This window comes from Rhodanobacteraceae bacterium, from assembly GCA_016713135.1.
Classification (GTDB): Bacteria; Pseudomonadota; Gammaproteobacteria; order Xanthomonadales; family SZUA-5; genus JADKFD01.
Genome location: JADJPR010000002.1, coordinates 227,961 through 245,199, shown reverse-complemented (window position 1 = coordinate 245,199; position 17,239 = coordinate 227,961). Strand labels below are relative to the sequence as shown.

The window sequence follows — 17,239 nt, the reverse complement described above, 5'->3', positions numbered from 1 at the left end:
TTGGGCGGAGCAATCGCCGCGGCCACATTGGCGCCCGCAGCGGGCGGCGCAACGCAGTCAGGTATTGCCCTGCAGGTGGATGGTCTGGCCGATGCGCAGCACGCTGCGCCTGTTGAGCCCGTTCCAGCGCATCAGATCGGCCAGCCGGACACGATAGCGTTTGCTGATCGTCCAAAGCGAGTCGCCTGAACTCACACGATGCGTGCGGCCTCCGGCGTGCGGCGTGCTCGCCACCGCGACGGGGCGCGGTTCGGCGCGCGCCAGGCGCCCGGCAGCGGCGAGTTCGACGGCCCGACCGGCGGTCGATTGCGGCAGCAGCAGCGGCACCTCCGGGTCGCTCGCGCCGCGCGCATGCGCACCCAGGTTCCAGCGACGCAGATCCGCGGCGGGCACGCCCAACTCGGCTGCGAGCGCGTCCGGCGCCACTGGCAGCGGCAGGGTCACCTCGACCAGCCGAGCCCCCGCAGGCAGGCGCGGCAACTCGACACCGAAGCGTGCGGGCTCGCCGAGCAGGCAGCCGAGCGCCTTGACCTTGTCGATGTACTCGCGGGTGATGCGCGGCAGGCCGAGGTCCTCCAGCGAGCGCATGCTCGCGTAATCGCGGCCGGCAAGTGCCTTGCGCAGCCGGTAAGCGCCGGCGTTGTAGGCGGCGAACATCAGCTTCGGGTTGCCGGAGAAGGCGTCGCTGTTGATTTTCAGCAGGCGCAGTGCCGCCTCGGTCGAGCCGCGCACATCGATCCGCCCGTCGCCAGCCCCGCGTACGGACAGTCCAAAGCGCCTCGCGGTGTCGGGCATCAGCTGCCACATGCCGAGCGCGCCACCGGGACCGCGCGCGTCCGGGCGATAGTGACTCTCGACGATCGGCACCAGCATGATCTCGCCGGGCAGGCCGGCAGCGAGCGCACGCGTCAGCACATAGTCCATCAGCGGCATCATCGGCTGCAGCGATGCACCAAACCGGGCGGGCTTGGGCGCGTAGCGGCTGATCCACTTCGAGACACCCGGCGTGACTTCGCAGGGCTGCCAATGGCGCGCGAGGGCGAAGCGCTGCCAGAGATCCGGCGCCAGCATCAGGCGCGTGGCCGGAGGTACCGGCATCGGCTGCAACACGCTGGGTTCGGGCATGCTGTCGTCACCCGACGACGTGATCGCGACCGACGATTCCCGCTGCGGGCTCGTGGCGCAGCCGGCCAGCGCCAGCAGCGCGGCCAGCAGCCAGGCATGTCGAGTCCGGCGCGCCCTCAGCACGCGTTCTTCCACGCGCGCAGCGCCGCGAAAACCTCAGCGCGGCTGCCAAGCGTCGCATCGGCATACGCCTGCGCCGCGCGCACAACGATGGGGTCGTCGCAGCGCAGGAAAGGATTGCAGCGGCGCTCGTCCCCCAGGCGCATGGGGATGCTGGGCTTCCCCAGTTCGCGCAGCGCGCGCACCGTGGCAATGCGCGCCCGCAGCTCGGCATTGTCCGGGTCCACGGCCAGGGCGAATCGGGCGTTCGCGAGGGTGTACTCGTGGGCGCAGTAGACCTCGGTCTCGTCGGGGAGCGCGGCGATGCGGTCGAGTGCCGCGAGCATCTGCGCCGGCACACCTTCGAACACTCGCCCGCAGCCCAGGCTGAACAGGACATCGCCGCAGAACAGCTGGCCATCGCCGCGATAGACGATGTGGCTGCGCGTGTGCCCCGGCGTCGCAAGCACCTCCAGCGCATGCAGATCGTCGAGGACGACCCGGTCGCCATCGCCGACGATCTCGTTGAGCCCGGGGATGCGTGGATCGGCCGGCCCGATGCGGCGTGCTCGCGGCCAGCGCTCCGTCAATCGCGCCAGCCCGCCGATGTGATCCGGATGATGGTGGGTGACCAGGATCGCCAGCAGGTCCGCGCCGTGCCCGGCGAGATGGCCTTCGACCACGCCGGCATCGCCCGGGTCGACCACCGCCACCCCGCGCTGGCTCTGCAGCGCGAAGATGTAGTTGTCGGCGAAGGCAGGCAACAGGCAGACGTGCATCGGCAATGATCTGAACGGGACAGGCGGAGACGCGCCTCGCGGGGCGGGGCAAGCGCAGGGCGCGAAATGGTCGCAGAGGGGGCACATTCGGTCAATTCGCGGGCGAATTGCGGTCAGTTGGCCTTTGCGCCTCATGGGTGTGATCGATCAGGGCGATCGACTCCGGCCGTGACCGCAAGGGTTCCGTTGCCGTCACGCCGCATGTATCCGCGGCTTGCCCATCACGGGCTATGCTGGCGCCCCTTCCAGGCTGGACGCCTGCACACCGATGTTGCCGCCACCGACCGACTCGCGCCCCGATCCGCTGGCCGCGCGCTGCGCGCACGCCTGCGCGGCGCTCGTCGAGGAGCGTTGGCGCAGCCAGCCAGGCTTGGCCCTGCGCATCCAGTGCGGGGAGCCGGGGGTAGTCGAGCGTCCCGGCCGCACGCGATTCGATCTGCAGTGGTCGCCGCTCACGCGCTGCTTCACAGGTCCGTTGCGCACGCGCGCGCCGTGGCTGCCGCTGGCGGACGCTTCGCTGGCGCTGGTGGTGCTGGACTGCCTGGCGATCCGCGACGGCGACACGCTCGATAAGCTGCTCGCGGAGGTTGCCCGGGTGCTCGCCGACGACGGCCGCGTGCTGGTACTGGACATCAATCCCTGGGGCTGGCCTGGGCTGCGCCAGCGCGCACGCGGCGATGCCAGCGCGCCGAGCGCCGCGCGCGTTGCCGCCACGCTGCGCCGAGTTGGCCTGGAAGACATCGAGAACGATCGTGCGCTGTGCTGGCCAGGGCGCCTGCAGGCTTGGCTCCAGTCGCGCATGCCCGGCCTGGAGCGTGGCCGCTGGTGGCCGCTGCCGGGCGGCGTGTATGCGGTTTCCGCGCGTAAGCGCAGCAGCAATGTGATCGCGATCCCGTTCGCCCGCGACCGTCGTCGCGCACTGGTGGCCGCGCCCGAGGGCATGCGCCGTGCAGGCTGAGGCAACGCGGGCGCAGCCGGAGGCCGTCGAAGCCTGGTGCGATGGTGCCTGCTCGGGTAACCCGGGTCCCGGCGCCTGGGGTGCCGTGCTGCGCTTCCGCGGGCACGAACGCGAGCTCTGCGGCTTCGATCCGGAGACCACCAACAACCGGATGGAACTGATGGGTGCGATCGGCGTGCTCGAGGCGCTCAAGCGCGGCTGCGCCGTGCATCTGCACACCGACTCGCAATACGTCTGCAAGGGCATCCAGGAGTGGCTGCCGAACTGGATCCGGCGCGGCTGGAAGACCGCCGGCGGCAAACCGGTGCTCAATCGCGATTTGTGGGAGCGCCTGGCGGCGCAGGTGGCGCGTCACCAGGTGCGCTGGCAATGGGTGCGCGGACACAGCGGCATCGCCCTGAACGAGCGCGTGGACCAGATCGCGCGGGACTGCCTGGCGCGCGGACGCGCCGGCGGAGTGGCGGCATGAGGCAGGTGGTGCTTGATACCGAAACCACCGGCATGGACATCGAGTCCGGCAACCGCGTGGTCGAGATCGGCTGCATCGAGATCGTGCAGCGCATGGTCACCGGCCGCAGTTTCCACACCTATCTCAATCCCGATCGCGAGAGCGAGCCGCGCGCTCTGGAAGTCCACGGACTGACCAGCGAGTTCCTCGCCGACAAGCCGCGCTTCCCGGACGTGGCGGATGCCTTGCTCGATTTTCTCGACGGCGCCGAGTTGCTGATCCACAACGCCAGCTTCGACCTCGGCTTCCTCAATCACGAACTGCACCTGGCGCAGCGCGCGCTGCGCCTGGAAGACCGCCATCCGGTGATCGACACGCTGAAACTGGCGCGCGAGATGCACCCCGGCCAGCGCAACTCGCTGGACGCCTTGTGCAAGCGCTACCAGGTCGACAACTCCGGGCGCAGCTACCATGGCGCGCTGCTGGACGCGCGGCTGCTGGCTGACGTCTACCTCGGGATGACCGCGGGGCAGGGCAGCCTTTCGCTCGACGTGGCCGCGAGCGGGCAGGCCGGGCTGGTGATTGCGACGACCGGCCCGGTGCGCATTCCGCGGCGCCCGGCGAGCAGCGAGGAGATCGCGCTGCACGAGGAGCGCATCGCCGCGCTGGAGCGCAAGTCCGGCGCGCTTTCGCTGTGGCGCAGCTGGTCGAATGCGAATGAAGGCAGGATCGATTGTAATCAGGGATGACGTCGGTCGAATGCAAGTGGCAGAATGCGGCCAGCCTCATCGCCGGCCGGGGAGTTCGTGAGATGGTGCGTACGCTGATCGTCGGACTATTGCGGAACCCCGGTGCGCGCCAACTGCGCCGCCTGGGATTGCTCACCGCGTTACTGTTGCCAGGCCTGCACGCGTGGGCGGGGGCAGTGGAAGAGGTGTTCGCCCACAAGCACATGGGGCCGGCCACCTGCGCCAGTTCTGTCTGCCACGGCGCCAACCAGCGCGCGGCCGACGCGCGCATCCTGCTCAACGAGTTCAGCGTCTGGCAGCAGACCGATCCGCATGCGAAGTCCTGGGATACCCTGGGCAAGCCGGATTCGCAGAAGATCGCCGCCAAGCTTGGGCTGGGCAATCCGCGCGAAGCGAAGATCTGCCTCGACTGCCACGTCGACAACCCGCCCGAGGCCATGCGCGGCGAGAAGTTCCTGCTCAGCGACGGCGTCGGCTGCGAGGCCTGCCACGGCGGCGCCGAGCAATGGCTCGCCACCCACGATGACGCGGATCGCAAGCGCGAGCAAACGCTCGCCGAGGGTCTGTACCCCACCGAGCAGCCCGTGGCCCGCGCCAAGCTGTGCATGAGCTGCCACATGGGTACGCGCGATCGCATGATCACCCATCGCATCATGGGCGCCGGCCACCCGCGCCTGTCTTTCGAACTGGACACCTTCACCTGGCTCAACCCGCATTACGAGATCGACCAGGACTACGTCGACCGCAAGGGCGAATTCAACGGCGCGCGCGACTGGGCGATCGGGCAGGGCATCGCTGCGGTCAACCTGCTCGATATCCTGACCGACGAGAGCAAGGGCTGGACCGGCATCTTCCCGGAACTGGTGCTGTTCGACTGCCATGCCTGCCACAAGCCGATGAGCGGCCGCACCTGGGGCGCCCGCCCCGGCACCGGCCTCGGCCCCGGCGTGGTGCGCCTCAATGACGCCAACCTGGTCATGTTCCGGCATGTGCTCGGGGTGGTGGACGCCAAGGCCGCCGAGGACCTGATGGCGGCCACGCGCGCGTTGCATCAGGCGACGCTGGCCAACCGCGAACGCACCTTCGCCGCGGCACGCGCGCTCAAGGGCAAGATCGAGGCGCAGCTGGATCGCGTTGCCGCGCATGCCTTCGGCCCTGAGACGCTGGGCCAGGTGCTCGGCAGCCTGCTGCGCGATGCCGAGCGCGGCGAGTTCCGTGACTTTGCTGCCGCCGAACAGGCCGCGCTGGCAGCACAATCGGTGGTGGTCGCATTCGAGACCGCCAAGCAGTTGGGCGATGCCGATGCGGCCGGACTGCGCGCGGGTGTGGATCGAGTGTATGCCGCAGTCGAGAAGGAAGACGCATACAGCATGGCCAAGTTCGTCGACGCCCTGCGCTCGCTGCGCGCCGCGGCGAACTGACCAAAGCAACCGGCCGGCGCTCCCTGCGAGCGCCGGCCGAAGATCAGCTGACATCGTCCTTGCGGCGGACCGCCATGGGCAGGTCTAATCGCGGCCAGCGCTGACGAAACTTCCGCCATGTCCGAACTGCCGCAAATCCCTGGCTATCGTCTGCTCAAGGTACTCAAGCAGAGCAAGCGTTCGCGGACCTTCCTGGCCGAGCAGCAGTCGCTCGCACGCCAGGTGGCGCTGAAGGTGCTGAGCGAGGAGTTCTTCGACGATCCGGCCCTGCGCCAGCGATTCGTGGATGAAGGCAAGAGCGCGGCGCGCCTGAACCATCCGCATGTCCTCGCAGTGTTCGACATCGGATCTGCGGGCGGCTTCCCGTTCATCGCCACCGAGTTCGTTCCCGGCGGCACGCTGCGCGATCGCATGCAGCAGCCGATGGCGCCGGTGGATGCGTTGCGCATCGCGCGCGACTTGGCCAGCGCGCTCGACTACGCCCATTCGCAGGGCGTGATCCATCGCGACATCAAGCCGGCCAACATCATGTTCCGCGCCGACGGCGCTGCGGTGCTTGGGGATCTCGGCATCCTGAAGGCACAGTCGGGTGCCAACTCGATGCAGATCGGCAGCCCGCATTACATGAGCCCGGAGCAGATCGAGGGGCAGACCGGCGACGGACGTGCCGACCTCTACAGCCTCGGCATCGTGCTCTACGAGATGTTGACCGGGCGTCCGCCGTTCGATGCCGACGATCCCTTCGCCGTCATCAGCAAGCATTTGTCCGAGCCAGTGCCCAAGCTGCCGGAGGCGCTCGCGCTGTACCAGCCGCTGATCGACCGCACGCTGGCCAAGCGCCCCGAGGAGCGCTTCGGCTCGGCGCGCGAGATGGTGACTGCGATCGACGGCTACATCGAACCGAAGACGGTGCGCGAGCCGCGCGCCGAGGCGATGCGCGCGGGCCCGTCGCGAACCGTGCCGGTAGCCCCGGTGGCGCAGCCAGAGACTCAGCAAATGGGGCCAGCCACGGTCCTGCAGCCGGCCGTGACGACCGCGTTGAAGCCACAGCCAGCCGCCGCCCCGGCGACGCCCGCGACGCCCACGAAACCGGTGGCGGCAGCGCGCGCACCGGCACCCAAGGAGGGCAATCTGCTCAAGGCGCTGTTGCGCATCGGCATTCTCGCGCTGGTGATCGCAGCCATCATCTGGGGCGTGATCCGGCTGGTGCGCGGATCCGGGGAGCAGTCGCAGCCGGCTCCTGCGGCGGTCGCACAACAGTTGGGCGGTACCCAGGGCATGATTGAAGGCGATCTGGCCGCGGCCGAGCGGCTGATCGCGGAGAAGAAGTGGTTTGCGCCGGAGGAAGACAATGCGATGAAGCGCATCAACTCCGCGCGGCTGGCGAATGCTTCCCCAGTGCGTCTGGGAGAGCTCACCCGTATGCTCGCCGAATCGGTGGCGACCGAAGTGCTGACGTTGCGCAAGAATGGCGATACCGCGCGCGCCGCCGCGCTGGTCGCCGAAGCGCGCAAACAGGTGCCCGACGAGCCCGCGCTTAGGGCGCTCTGAAAGCTTTCCTGACGGTTTCGCGGCGCCCTTCGGCGCCGCGCATCAGATGCACTTGACCAGCAGCACCGTGATGTTGTCCGAGCCGCCGTGGTCCAGCGCGGCGAGGATCAGGTGGTCCACGGTTTCCTGCGCGGACAGCCCGCGGGCGATGATCTCGCCAATCAGGTTGTCCTCCACTTCCTCAGTCAGGCCGTCGCTGCACAGCAGCAGGCACTGGCCCGGCTGCAGCGTGCCGCGCAGCCTCTCGATCTTCAGCTGGTCCGGCATGGTCACGCCGAGCGCCTGGGTCACCACATTGCGGTGTGGATGCGTGCGTGCCTGCGCAGCGCTGATCGCGCCCTGATCGATCAGCTCCTGGACGTAGGAATGATCCTGAGAGATCTGGCGCAAGCTGCCGCCGTTCCACAGGTAGACGCGGCTGTCGCCGACCCAGGCCACTTCGTAGTCGTGGTTGCGCACGCGCACCGCGACCACCGTGGTGCCCATCGGGCGCTCGCTGCGCTTCTCGATGGTGTGCCGGAGGATTTCTTCGTCGGCCGACTGGATGGCCGGGGCCAGCGCCTGACCCTTGGTCACCTCGCGGATCACCACGTCGCGCGCGAGCGCGCTGGCTACCTCGCCGTGCTCGTGGCCGCCCATGCCGTCGGCCACCAGCCACAAACCCATGTCAGGGTCCGCGCAATAGGTGTCCTCGTTGTGCTCGCGCCGCAGCCCGGTATGCGTCCCGTGTCCGAATTCGATCATGATGCTCGGTCGCGCAAGAAGGGCGGTCAATCGGCGGCCGCGCCCGCGGCGATTCGCCGGGCACGGAACGGAACGGAAAACTGTCGGATCAGAGTATGCAAGCAAGGCCTCCCTCGCCGATAGGATGCCGTGCGCCTCCACGGCTTGCAACACGCCGATAACATCGGATTCCTGGCAAACGCAGGCTTGCGCCGAAAGGGGACACTGCATTTTCGAAGCGGGGGTGGAAAGGCGGGGCAGGGGTCAGGGGACGCGGACCGCGACATGCCGGAACTTTGCGGTGAGTTGGGTCCCTTGCCCCCTTCCCCTTGCCCCGCTCTTGACACGAGTCCGGCGTGGGCGATCGAGAACTCGCCGACACCGGGCGCTTGTCGCCGCGCCCGCCGGAACGTATGCTCCGCCCCCTTCACCGCGCAGCCCCGCAAGGGACTGACGACGCCCGTTCAGGAGAGGTGTCAGAGTGGTCGAATGAGCCGGATTCGAAATCCGGTGTACAGCTTGCTGTACCGTGGGTTCGAATCCCACCCTCTCCGCCAGAAGCAAGCCCCAAGGTGTTGAATCTTGGGGCTTTTTTGTGCCCGGATTTCGGCCGTTCTACACGCCTTCCCCTACGCGGATTGATGGCGATAAGTGGTGCATCCGCCTACCGCTTGTCGGGAAGTTTGCCAGCCAGCCTGTCCTACAACCTCTGATCCCGCTGAATCTCGGAGATCACCATGGCGGCAAGCTCTCTGACCTAGTCAGGGCTGAACCGTGCCGGGGAAGAGCCGGGCGCCTGCTCGTTGCGCAACACGACTTCTACGCGTGCGGGCCGTGCGCCAAGAGACCCACCGGGCGCCGGGCTTTGGGCGCTTCCGTAGTTGATCGCGCCGGCCTGCGCCTGGACCTGCGCAAGCTCCTTCTCTTTCACGATGACCTTGTCGAGCGCCCGCTCGGTTTCTTCCAGCGCTTCGCGCCTCAGCTTCGACGTGTTGCGCTCGGTTGCCATCTCCGCATTCTGTGCCGCGCGATCCCAGTACATCGTGTTCACGCCGATGGCATCAGCCAGCGCGCGCCATTCTTCGGACAGCTCGATGGTTTGCGCTCGCTGATCTTGCATTGCCTCGGACGTGCGGCGGGATGATTCAACGATTCGTTCCGAGGATTGCTCGGCCTTCGTCGCCGCCTCCTGGAAAGTGTCCCCGGTCTTTTCCGCTTCCTCCCGGGTTCGCCTCCAAGATTCTGTCGCTTTGTCGCCAGACTCGGCGATCGTCTCGCCGGCCTTGAGTGCCGATGTCGCCACCGGCTGCGAGCTGCTCGACCACAGTAGTGAAGTCGCGCGACTCGATCCCGGCATCGCGCAGCGCCTGGCTGAACTTGCTGCTCGGATCCGACAGGGAGCTGAAGACGTTGCGTAGCGCCGTTCCGGCGCGCTCGCCGCGGAATCCCTGGTCTGCAAGTGCGCCGATAATCGCGCTCGTTTCCTCGATGCTGAGCCCCGCCTGGTTCGCCAACGGCGCGACGTAGCTGAGGGCGTTGCCGAGCTGCTGCACGCTGGTCTTGCTGCTGTCTGCCGTGGCCGCCAGTACGTCCGCCACGCGTGCCGCATCACCGGCGCCGAGCCCAAACTGGGTCATCGTGGTGGTGAGATACTCGGAGGCCTGCGCAACCGATAGTTGCTGTCCTTGCGCGATCGCAAGGGCAGGATTGAGCACTTGCATGGCTTCGGTAGCGCTGTAGCCAGTGCGCGCCAGCTCGGCGAGTCCATCTGCTGCCTGAACGCTGCTGAATCGGGTGCGTTCGGAGGCCGCCACCGCGGCCGCCTCCAATGCTTTGAACTCGTCGCCCGTTGCACCCGTGACCGCCTCAACCGCGGCCATCGCTTCCTCGAACGTACCCGCCTGTTTCGCCTGGTCAACGAAGAAATTGGCCACGCCCTTGAGTGCACCGAATGTCTTCCCGGCGAGTTCCAGGCCCTGGTTGAACTCGGTCAGATCCGTGCGCAGTCCGGAGGACCAGTTCAACGTCGGATGTGTAGTCGGCCATGGTTATCCTCTGCGTTGCGAAGCGATCAAATGCCGCCTCACGCGCGCGCAAGGTGCTACGCGCGGCGGCTGCCGGGGTTTTTCAGCAGGGGGGGGCACTCGCCGGCTAATCCCCCTTTGCGGCGCCGCCGCTAACTGGTTCCGAGGACGATCTCGGGGCGAGCATCGGGGCGCCGCCGGACGATGAGGCCGTCGCACTCGAGTGCTGCAAGCAGGGACTCTTCTTTGCGCTCCATGGAATCGAGCTCGGCTGCAAGGGTCTCCAGGCGCTGCTTCCGGTCTGCGCTCGTGATGCCGGCGCCGGCATCGGCGCACAAGGCAGCGAGCCCCTTGGCGAAGGCGTCGCCAAGGCACAGGGCGACCATGCCGGCGGGAGACATTGCGCTCAGCGTCTGGAAGGCCGTCACGGCGTGGAAATTCTCAGCAAGGAGATTGGCGCGAAGCGCCTTGCGGCGAACTTCGTCAGTTCCGTGCGAACCGATGGCGGAGACTCGTTCGGCGATCTCGTCGGCGCTGGGTGGAAGCGCCTTGGTCTGGCGCACCTGCGCCTTCAGTTCCGCGATTTGGACCCGCAGCGCGTCAATCGGCTGCATCTGTTCTTGAGTGGGTCGGCGAATCAGCACGTTCAGGCTCCCATTATTTCGACGACGCGGCGGCTCGCGAGGCCGAGGGCCGTCGGCTCGTCAAGCTGGAAACTCTCGCCTGGTCGGTACGTCCTGCCATTTGACTTCAACGTCCCGATCAGCAACTTAACCAGTACGGTCCTGCCCGCGTCGCCTTCGCTTACGCCGTAGATTCGCTCGAATTCGTTCAAGCGCCGGACCAGCGCATCGGCCGCACGAAGGTCTTCGCGAAGCTCTCGACTGGCTTCCGTTTCATTCCGAATCTCGGCGCGCGCCTGGTCGCAACTGGCGAGTGCGTTAATCCACCCGGGCGATTGCTCGGGACGTCTGCGAATGGGCTCGTTCTCATACTCTTCGATCGACCTCACTGCGTTTGCGAGGCTGGTGTTCTGCCGCACGAATCTTGGCATCGTGCACGGCGACCAGAGCACGTAGCGTGTCGCACTGGTAGCGCAGCGCGACGAGCTTGCTGTGTGGCGTGGCGTCGAGCTTGCGCGGCAAAGTCCGGATCATCGGGGCGGCGACGGGCGCGCGGCGGTCACGGCCGGCAGACGGTCGGCACCGTCGTCTTCGAAGCTGTCGGGATTGGTGGGGTCGGCGAGTTGTTCGGAGCGGCGCATGTTGTCTCCGTCAGTAGTTGGCGACGCGGCGGGCGACGGCATCGACGCTGGGCTCCGCTGCATTTGCCGCCTCGGCCAGGAAGAGGTCGAGCCTGTTGGGCCGTGCGGTGGGTGCGCTCTCCGTCGGCGCCGTGGCGAGCAGGCGGGCGGCGGTGTCCGGAGATAGGTCGGTTTCAAGCGCCAGGTGCTTGGCCATCGAAGCACGGTCCTTGGCTTCCGGCAACGAGAGGATCGCTTTGCAGCGTTGGCGCTCGGCGGTGCGCGCGGCGGTCGCCGCGGACTGGTAACCTGCGTTGTAGTCTCCCCAGGCCTCGCGCATTTCTTCAGGACTGGCGCCCTGTGCGACCAGCTGCGCCACCATCTCGCGGGGCATGCTCACGGTGTTCGCCTTGATGCCGGCGAGCACAGACTCAGCGCTCATTGGTAGCTCACGATGCGCTGCGCGAGCGCTTCGACTTCGCCAGCATCTGCACGCGGCTCCGAGCTTGGCTCGGTGGGCGTTGAGCCGGCGCCAGGGGTGAAGTCCGGGATGCGCGGCTCGCGCGGCCTGGATCGCTTGTCCAGCCTCGTAGCTGCGCGGTCAACTGCGGCGTGGTAACTATCGGTCTGGAACTGCGCCAGCTCGATCATCGAATTCAGGTCCATCCCATCCCTCGCTTGGGTAGCTAACGATTCGCCTCACCAGCACATCGGTCGCCCACTGCCGGATCAGGTCAGCGGGCGTCGTGCGCTGCTGGAGCGCGGTCTCTCGGATGAACTCCCAGACGTCGGCCGGGAGAACGTCCGCCAACGTGGCTACTTTCGGGCGCGGCGGCGCCGGCGTCATTGCCCTGTATTCACCTCGCGAGCGCTCGCCAGCAAGGTAGGTGTCGAGTTCGCCCAAGTCGTAGAGCACACGCCTGCCAGATCTCTCGAACAGCGGTCCGCGCTCCTGGTGGCGCCAGGCCTTCAAGGTGCCAACCGTTGTCCGAAGGTAGTCGGCCGCCTCTCTTGGGTTGAGCAGAACGCGGAGCTTGGTCACGGCTGCGACTCACATCAGCGGGCGAAATGGGCAGGCGGCAAAAGGACGCCCGGTCTGGTGGTGGTGAGGCCTTAGGGCCGGAAAACTGTCGAAAACCGCGGCTCTGCGCACCCGTGGGGAGCTGGGCGCCGCGGGAGGACCCGCGGTCACGTTGGTTCGATGCCGGCCACGCGGCCGGCGCCGAATTGCTCCAGGGCATCGGCGCGCGCTTCGTCGGCGGTTACGGGTGAAGGGTGAACAGCGGTGCAGCGGTCGCCGCTGGTGAATCGGATGCGCCAGGCGCGGCGCGTCTCGGCTGGTGTCTCGGTTGTCTCGGTTGCCTGTTCCGCTGCCGAGACACCGGAGCCCGCGCCGTTGCTGGTGTCTCGGTTGTCTCGGTTGTCTCGGTCATTTCCTTTTTTACGCGAGAGCCTTTCGCCGTTCGTCGGCTTTTCCTGCATCGGATCGAATACGTTCGCGTCATTGCTGTTCTGAGCCGAGACAGCCGAGACAGCCGAGACAGCGCGCCCCGCTTGGGTTTCTCGTGTCTCGGTGGTGGCACGCACTCCCGAGACAGCCGAGACAGCCGCAAGGATCTTCGGGAGGTCAAGCATCGCCGTCGCTCCAGATGGCGGGGCAAATGACGTACACGCGATCCTTTGCCCCCGGTAGTCGTTCGCTGCGGGTGGCTGCCCCGTCTGCATCACGCTTCAATGCGCCGCAGTCCGCGAGCGCCTTCGCGACGGCCCGATGGTCGAAGCCCTTGCACAGCTCAACTTTGAACGCCTCGCGCAACACAAGGAACTCTGTCCCGCTGCCGTCTGCCGCTTCACGACGGAACCCGGCCCGGTTGATGGTGGCGCGGTTGTCGGTCTCGTCCATCGGTGCAAAGCGGCTTTCGCCGTGCGCCTCCAGGAAGCGGCGAACCTGCGCCAGCATTGCTGCGGGTTCGGCGGCGCCAGTTGTCCCGCGTGCGCCGAGCCATGCGCGGAAACAGACGGCGGCGGCTTGGGCGGCTTCGCCCTCGGTCCATCCTGTGAGCCCGTACTCCGTCGCCAGTTCGCCAGCAGCGGCCACCAGCGCGAACCGCTGCGCCACGCGGCGGACCTGCCCGGCAGCATCGGCAGGCGCGAGTGTGGCGGCGATGGCATCGCGTGCCGTGCGGAGGGCTTCGCGTGCCTCCCCGTGGCGGCTCGCCAGCTCGGCGACGAATGCCGGCCCCGCGTGCCCGTAGTGCGTCGCGGCGGCGTCCTTGAGCGCATCGGCGAAGGCACCCGGGCGCATGCCCGCCGGCAATCGCTCGAACAGCCCGAGGCCTGCACCAGCATCGGCCGGAAGGTCGATAACGCGGACCTCTTGCCCGGCCCTGGTACGCCCGCCAGCTTCGGCGATCAGATCGGCCAGGCCGATTTCACCCGTCGAGAGGAACAGCAGGCGCCAGCGCGCGGCGGCCCTCGCGGTGCCGTCGCGGTGCGCGCGGCTCTTGCCGCTGCCGTTCGCGAGCATGTACGCCGTTGCGCCGGCCACCTTGGGCAGTAGCTCGCTCATCTCGTCCACGGTTAGGAGCAGGTCAGAGTGTTGGGCCGCGATCCCTTCGAGCGCGTTATCGGTCGCGCGCCAGGTGCGCAGGTAGTCCGGCGGCCCCCAGGCTGACGCGGCGAGCAAAAGCGCCGTGCTCTTGCCGGTGCTCGATTCGCCGCGCAGGTGAAGCCCGCCCCCTTCGGCGCCGAGCAGGCCCAGGCATGGCGCGGCGAAGCTCGCCGACAGCGCCAGGACAAGCCGACTATTTCCGGCTGCCGGCGTCGCGACCTTGGCGCGCCATCCTTCCAACGTGCCACCGATCCCGAGCCGCAGGCCTTCGGCGTGCGCGCCCTGGTAGAAGATCGGCTCCGCGCGGGTGTCGCCCTCGGTGCGGTGCGGATAGACGAACGCGGCCCCGTGCCAGCCGGTGCGAGCGACCGCGCGCGCCGTGATCTCGGGGCGGCTCCAGGCTATGTAGTCGATCAGCCGGCGGCGGTCCTGCGGATGGCTGGCGATCTCCACGCCCCCGCGCAGCAGTGCCCCGCGAAGTTCCTCGCCACTGCCGGCCAGCATCTCGCAGGGCATCGCCCATCGGTGCGCGCGGGCGTCCCGGTCGGCCCATTCGAGCAGGCGGCCCCACTCGCTGCCGTGCTCGTCGCGCGTGTTCGCCGTGATCCGAAGCGGCGAGCAGATCCACACCGGCGGCTGCGGGCGCTCCTCGCCGGTTTCCTCGTCGCGCTTCACGCCGTGCCAGTAGACGCCAGGGCGGCAGCCCTTGATGAACTCCACGACTTCGAACCGCGGCAGCGTCGGCGGCTCCGCCGGCCCTGCGTGTTCGCTCGCGCCTTCGATCCACTTGGCGAGCGCGGCCGGCTCGATTCCCACCACGTCGGCGGCGTCGAAGCCTTCCGCCAGGTCAGCACCAGCGAGCGCGGCGAGCGCGTCCAGGTCGGCGACGGCAACCGATGCGGCGCCCGCCTCGCGGAGCAATCGCGCGACCTCCGCGGCGTACTTCGCGCCCGGTTCGTCGGCATCCGGCCAGATGGTGCAGCGGCGCCCAGCCAGCGGCGACCAGTCCGCATGCTTCGCGCCGTTCGATCCGCCCGCGCTGGTGATTGCCACGAATCCCGGCAGCAGATCGCCGGCAGCGTCGGCGGCCTTCTCGCCCTCAGCGACGATCACGGGCGCATCCGGGCGCGCGGCGAGCCGATCCAGCCCATAGAGCGGGCGAGGCGTCGGGCAGCCCTTCCAGCGCCACCGAAGCGCGCCAGCCTCGCGCCACAGGGTGAGCGGGCGCATTTCCTTGCCCGTCTCGGTGTTGAACCGGAAGACGGCGAACAGCTCGCGGCCGTCCGCGTTCCGGTAGGTCCACCATGTGGAAGGCGCGGGCATGCCGCGCGGCGTGGTTGGCATGGGTGGCGCGTCGGCTGGTATCGGCGCGACGAGCTCGCCGGCCTCGACCTTCGTCGGCTTCGGCGCGCGCGGCGCTTTGGGCGTCGGCGCGGAGTGTCCGCGGCCCATGCCGACAGCTTCGGCGATGGACTCGAAAGAGCATCCCGCGTGGCAGTGCAGCAGCACGCGCCCGCCGGCCCCTTCCGTGACTGATAGCGAGGCGTTGCGGTCGTCGTGAGCAGGGCATCGCGCGGCCCATCCGTCGCCCGACTTGCGCACGCCTTCCAGGCGCCCGAGCACGTCCGCGACGGTGGTTCGCTGGCGCGCCGGATCAGGCGGCATCGTGCACCCCACGCTGCCGGCGCAGCGCCAGCACGGCACCTTGCAGCGTGGCCCGGTCGCGGTCGCCCAGGCGTGCAAGCTCGGGGTGGTCGGCGGATTGGAGCCGCAGCAGGCGCAGCGTCCCGGCATCGTCGATGGTTGCGAGCACCACATCGCCGGCCACGCAGTAGTGGAGCAGGCGCGCGGGATCGCGCGGCGTGGCGACTACGGGCGGCGTGGTGCCGGCGTAGGCGTCGCGCGGCTGACCGTACAACTGGCGCAGGCGGTCCATCGTCGCGGCGGCCATCAGGCGGCGGCCTTTACTTCCGGCATGCCGGCGCTGCGCTCGGCGACCATGCGCCGGATCAGCTCGCGCACCTGGTCATCCGTGGCGCCCGCGGCCTTGGCGCGCTCCCAGGCTTCGACCTCGGCGAGAACCCACACGTTCTTGCGGGCGTTGAACCTGACGCGGGGCGGATAGAGCCCGGCCACTTCCAGTTGCCGGCGGCGCTCGCGCTGATACGGTCCGCGCTCGTCGAGTTCGGTCGCTTGAATGAACTTGCCGTTGTTGCGCATGTCTTGACATCCGTGGTTGAACACGGGCGCCAGTGTCTTTGCATTGAATCTAAAAAAACCCCCGAGTGCGGAAGCTCAGGGGTTTTTTATCTTCACTCGGGGATTTTTCCCTTAATAGCCGCCGATAGAAGTTCCTCCAGTGTCTTGGCAGCCAATGGGACGGTTCCCGATTTCCAGAATCGACCGGCTTCCTTTTCGATGGCCTGCCGCAACTTGTTGGCCTGCACTTTGTCGCTGCTCTTTGCGCGGAGATCGTGCGCGCCGGGATCTGCCAGCAGCGATACGGCAGCGCGCAGGCATTGTTCTCGCTTGGCGGCGTGCGGGTTGTCCCGTGGCGCCTCAACCAGCAGATCACGCGGGCGAATAAATAGGTCCGCGAGGGTCAATCGGCACGGGTGATCAAGCGTCATCAGTGCCGAGCCCGGTATCTCTGGCCAGGGTGGGTTCTTACCAACAAAGCCAATGAGCTTTGCGATATCTGGCAATCGCAACAAGTCCATAAGGCCGCCGTCTTGAAACTCCGGTATCGGATCATTGAGGACAGCCCAAAAGCCCGACAGCACGTAGCTTCTACTTGGAGCCGTTCCGTCAGAGAAGTTGCAGGGCGAGGCAGACATTCCGTCCGCATCCAGATACACCGGCAACCACTCGTCCCTGATCTTTTGCCGAACGGCTTCGGCCTCGATCGGCGAAAGCAGACCGATTCGGATGAACTCGGGGAATAGATTCAGATTCATGCAGTGCTCAGGTAATTTGCCACCTTCACCTCACCGGGGGCGGTTTGCCGCCCCCGTCCCGGACTCTCTCGGCTACAGTCAGACGGCGCGCTGCGCGAGCACTGCATCCACCTCGCGCTGGATCTCGATCCAGAACTGCCGGACCTTCTGGCGCGCCTTGGCGCTGTTGCACACGACCAGCGCCAACGCCGGGCCTTCCATGTGGCGATGCCAGCAGGTAAAGGGCCGCTCTGTGTTCATGCGCCCCCCATCCGGTTGAAGGCCACACGGGCATCGGCCAACAGCTCGGCAACCGTCCACAGGTATTCTTGTTGTTGGTCGGCGTTAAGTTCGTGGAAAGCCTCGAACCCCCCGCCAATCGCCGCCTGCATCAGCGCGTTCGCTTGGGTGATTCGCTGGTAAAGCACTTCAATCGGGCGCTCTCGTTCTACTGCGTAGCACTCTCGATTCCCGGCGCGCGCCGCGCCGGCTGTATCTTGTTGCGTTGCCATGGTCGCCGTTCTCCTTTGTTGGTCGGCGGTTGTGGAAGTCGCGGCAGGGTGCAGCAACAC

Annotated in this window: 22 protein-coding genes and 1 tRNA gene; 6 read left to right on the top strand and 17 right to left on the bottom strand. The window is 67.6% G+C overall.

The window, feature by feature from the left end; all coding sequences use genetic code 11:
- Positions 1-57: 57 nt before the first annotated feature.
- Positions 58-1,260 (bottom strand): transglycosylase SLT domain-containing protein, encoded by a 1,203-nt coding sequence (locus tag IPK27_03335; GenBank protein ID MBK8066682.1) that lies wholly within the window; start codon positions 1,258-1,260, stop codon positions 58-60.
- Complete coding sequence (gene gloB, locus IPK27_03330; protein MBK8066681.1) at positions 1,242-2,003, bottom strand: hydroxyacylglutathione hydrolase; 762 nt, start codon at positions 2,001-2,003, stop codon at positions 1,242-1,244. Before gloB ends, IPK27_03335 begins: the two co-directional genes overlap by 19 nt.
- Positions 2,004-2,271: 268 nt before the next feature.
- Between gloB and IPK27_03325 the strand changes: the two genes are divergently transcribed.
- From IPK27_03325 to IPK27_03305, 5 genes are all read left to right on the top strand, one after another.
- Positions 2,272-2,961, top strand: coding sequence for a hypothetical protein (locus IPK27_03325; GenBank protein MBK8066680.1), 690 nt, complete (start codon positions 2,272-2,274; stop codon positions 2,959-2,961).
- On the top strand, positions 2,951-3,430 hold the full coding sequence (gene rnhA, locus IPK27_03320) for a ribonuclease HI (protein ID MBK8066679.1): 480 nt from the start codon (positions 2,951-2,953) through the stop codon (positions 3,428-3,430). The genes IPK27_03325 and rnhA overlap by 11 nt, the downstream gene beginning before the upstream one ends.
- Entirely contained in the window at positions 3,427-4,158 is a 732-nt protein-coding gene (dnaQ, locus tag IPK27_03315) for a DNA polymerase III subunit epsilon (protein MBK8066678.1), read from the top strand. Before rnhA ends, dnaQ begins: the two co-directional genes overlap by 4 nt.
- The gene (locus tag IPK27_03310) at positions 4,155-5,579 is read left to right on the top strand and encodes a cytochrome c family protein (GenBank protein MBK8066677.1); all 1,425 of its coding nucleotides are present in this window, start codon (positions 4,155-4,157) and stop codon (positions 5,577-5,579) included. The genes dnaQ and IPK27_03310 overlap by 4 nt, the downstream gene beginning before the upstream one ends.
- 117 nt (positions 5,580-5,696) lie before the next feature.
- Positions 5,697-7,130, top strand: coding sequence for a serine/threonine protein kinase (locus tag IPK27_03305; GenBank protein MBK8066676.1), 1,434 nt, complete (start codon positions 5,697-5,699; stop codon positions 7,128-7,130).
- 42 nt (positions 7,131-7,172) lie between these two features.
- On the opposite strand, the gene IPK27_03300 is transcribed toward IPK27_03305, so the two are convergent.
- Positions 7,173-7,874, bottom strand: a complete 702-nt coding sequence (locus IPK27_03300) for a serine/threonine-protein phosphatase (protein ID MBK8066675.1) — start codon at positions 7,872-7,874, stop codon at positions 7,173-7,175.
- Between the two features lie 446 nt (positions 7,875-8,320).
- On the opposite strand from IPK27_03300, the gene IPK27_03295 reads away from it, so the two are divergent.
- Positions 8,321-8,410 (top strand) — tRNA-Ser (locus tag IPK27_03295).
- Between the two features lie 200 nt (positions 8,411-8,610).
- On the opposite strand, the gene IPK27_03290 is transcribed toward IPK27_03295, so the two are convergent.
- From IPK27_03290 to IPK27_03225, 14 genes are all read right to left on the bottom strand, one after another.
- On the bottom strand, positions 8,611-8,973 hold the full coding sequence (locus IPK27_03290; protein MBK8066674.1) for a hypothetical protein: 363 nt from the start codon (positions 8,971-8,973) through the stop codon (positions 8,611-8,613).
- Positions 8,974-8,998: 25 nt separating this feature from the next.
- Complete coding sequence (locus IPK27_03285; GenBank protein ID MBK8066673.1) at positions 8,999-9,877, bottom strand: phage tail tape measure protein; 879 nt, start codon at positions 9,875-9,877, stop codon at positions 8,999-9,001.
- Positions 9,878-10,029: 152 nt separating this feature from the next.
- Positions 10,030-10,521 carry a hypothetical protein gene (locus IPK27_03280; protein MBK8066672.1) on the bottom strand — a complete coding sequence of 164 codons (492 nt, stop codon included), beginning with the start codon at positions 10,519-10,521 and terminating at the stop codon, positions 10,030-10,032.
- A 2-nt stretch (positions 10,522-10,523) separates the two neighbouring features.
- Positions 10,524-10,889 carry a hypothetical protein gene (locus tag IPK27_03275; GenBank protein MBK8066671.1) on the bottom strand — a complete coding sequence of 122 codons (366 nt, stop codon included), beginning with the start codon at positions 10,887-10,889 and terminating at the stop codon, positions 10,524-10,526.
- A 262-nt stretch (positions 10,890-11,151) separates the two neighbouring features.
- On the bottom strand, positions 11,152-11,562 hold the full coding sequence (locus IPK27_03270) for a hypothetical protein (protein ID MBK8066670.1): 411 nt from the start codon (positions 11,560-11,562) through the stop codon (positions 11,152-11,154).
- Entirely contained in the window at positions 11,559-11,786 is a 228-nt protein-coding gene (locus IPK27_03265) for a hypothetical protein (protein ID MBK8066669.1), read from the bottom strand. The genes IPK27_03270 and IPK27_03265 overlap by 4 nt, the downstream gene beginning before the upstream one ends.
- Complete coding sequence (locus IPK27_03260) at positions 11,740-12,162, bottom strand: helix-turn-helix domain-containing protein (GenBank protein MBK8066668.1); 423 nt, start codon at positions 12,160-12,162, stop codon at positions 11,740-11,742. Before IPK27_03260 ends, IPK27_03265 begins: the two co-directional genes overlap by 47 nt.
- 146 nt (positions 12,163-12,308) lie before the next feature.
- Positions 12,309-12,755: a hypothetical protein gene (locus IPK27_03255; GenBank protein MBK8066667.1), complete on the bottom strand. Its 447-nt coding sequence runs from the start codon at positions 12,753-12,755 to the stop codon at positions 12,309-12,311.
- Positions 12,748-15,396 (bottom strand): DUF927 domain-containing protein, encoded by a 2,649-nt coding sequence (locus tag IPK27_03250; protein ID MBK8066666.1) that lies wholly within the window; start codon positions 15,394-15,396, stop codon positions 12,748-12,750. Before IPK27_03250 ends, IPK27_03255 begins: the two co-directional genes overlap by 8 nt.
- Positions 15,386-15,682 (bottom strand): hypothetical protein, encoded by a 297-nt coding sequence (locus IPK27_03245; GenBank protein MBK8066665.1) that lies wholly within the window; start codon positions 15,680-15,682, stop codon positions 15,386-15,388. Before IPK27_03245 ends, IPK27_03250 begins: the two co-directional genes overlap by 11 nt.
- Complete coding sequence (locus IPK27_03240; GenBank protein MBK8066664.1) at positions 15,682-15,951, bottom strand: hypothetical protein; 270 nt, start codon at positions 15,949-15,951, stop codon at positions 15,682-15,684. Before IPK27_03240 ends, IPK27_03245 begins: the two co-directional genes overlap by 1 nt.
- 92 nt (positions 15,952-16,043) lie before the next feature.
- Positions 16,044-16,688: a hypothetical protein gene (locus IPK27_03235; protein ID MBK8066663.1), complete on the bottom strand. Its 645-nt coding sequence runs from the start codon at positions 16,686-16,688 to the stop codon at positions 16,044-16,046.
- 78 nt (positions 16,689-16,766) lie between these two features.
- Complete coding sequence (locus IPK27_03230; GenBank protein ID MBK8066662.1) at positions 16,767-16,928, bottom strand: hypothetical protein; 162 nt, start codon at positions 16,926-16,928, stop codon at positions 16,767-16,769.
- The gene (locus tag IPK27_03225) at positions 16,925-17,179 is read right to left on the bottom strand and encodes a hypothetical protein (protein ID MBK8066661.1); all 255 of its coding nucleotides are present in this window, start codon (positions 17,177-17,179) and stop codon (positions 16,925-16,927) included. The genes IPK27_03230 and IPK27_03225 overlap by 4 nt, the downstream gene beginning before the upstream one ends.
- Between the last annotated feature and the right edge of the window lie 60 nt (positions 17,180-17,239).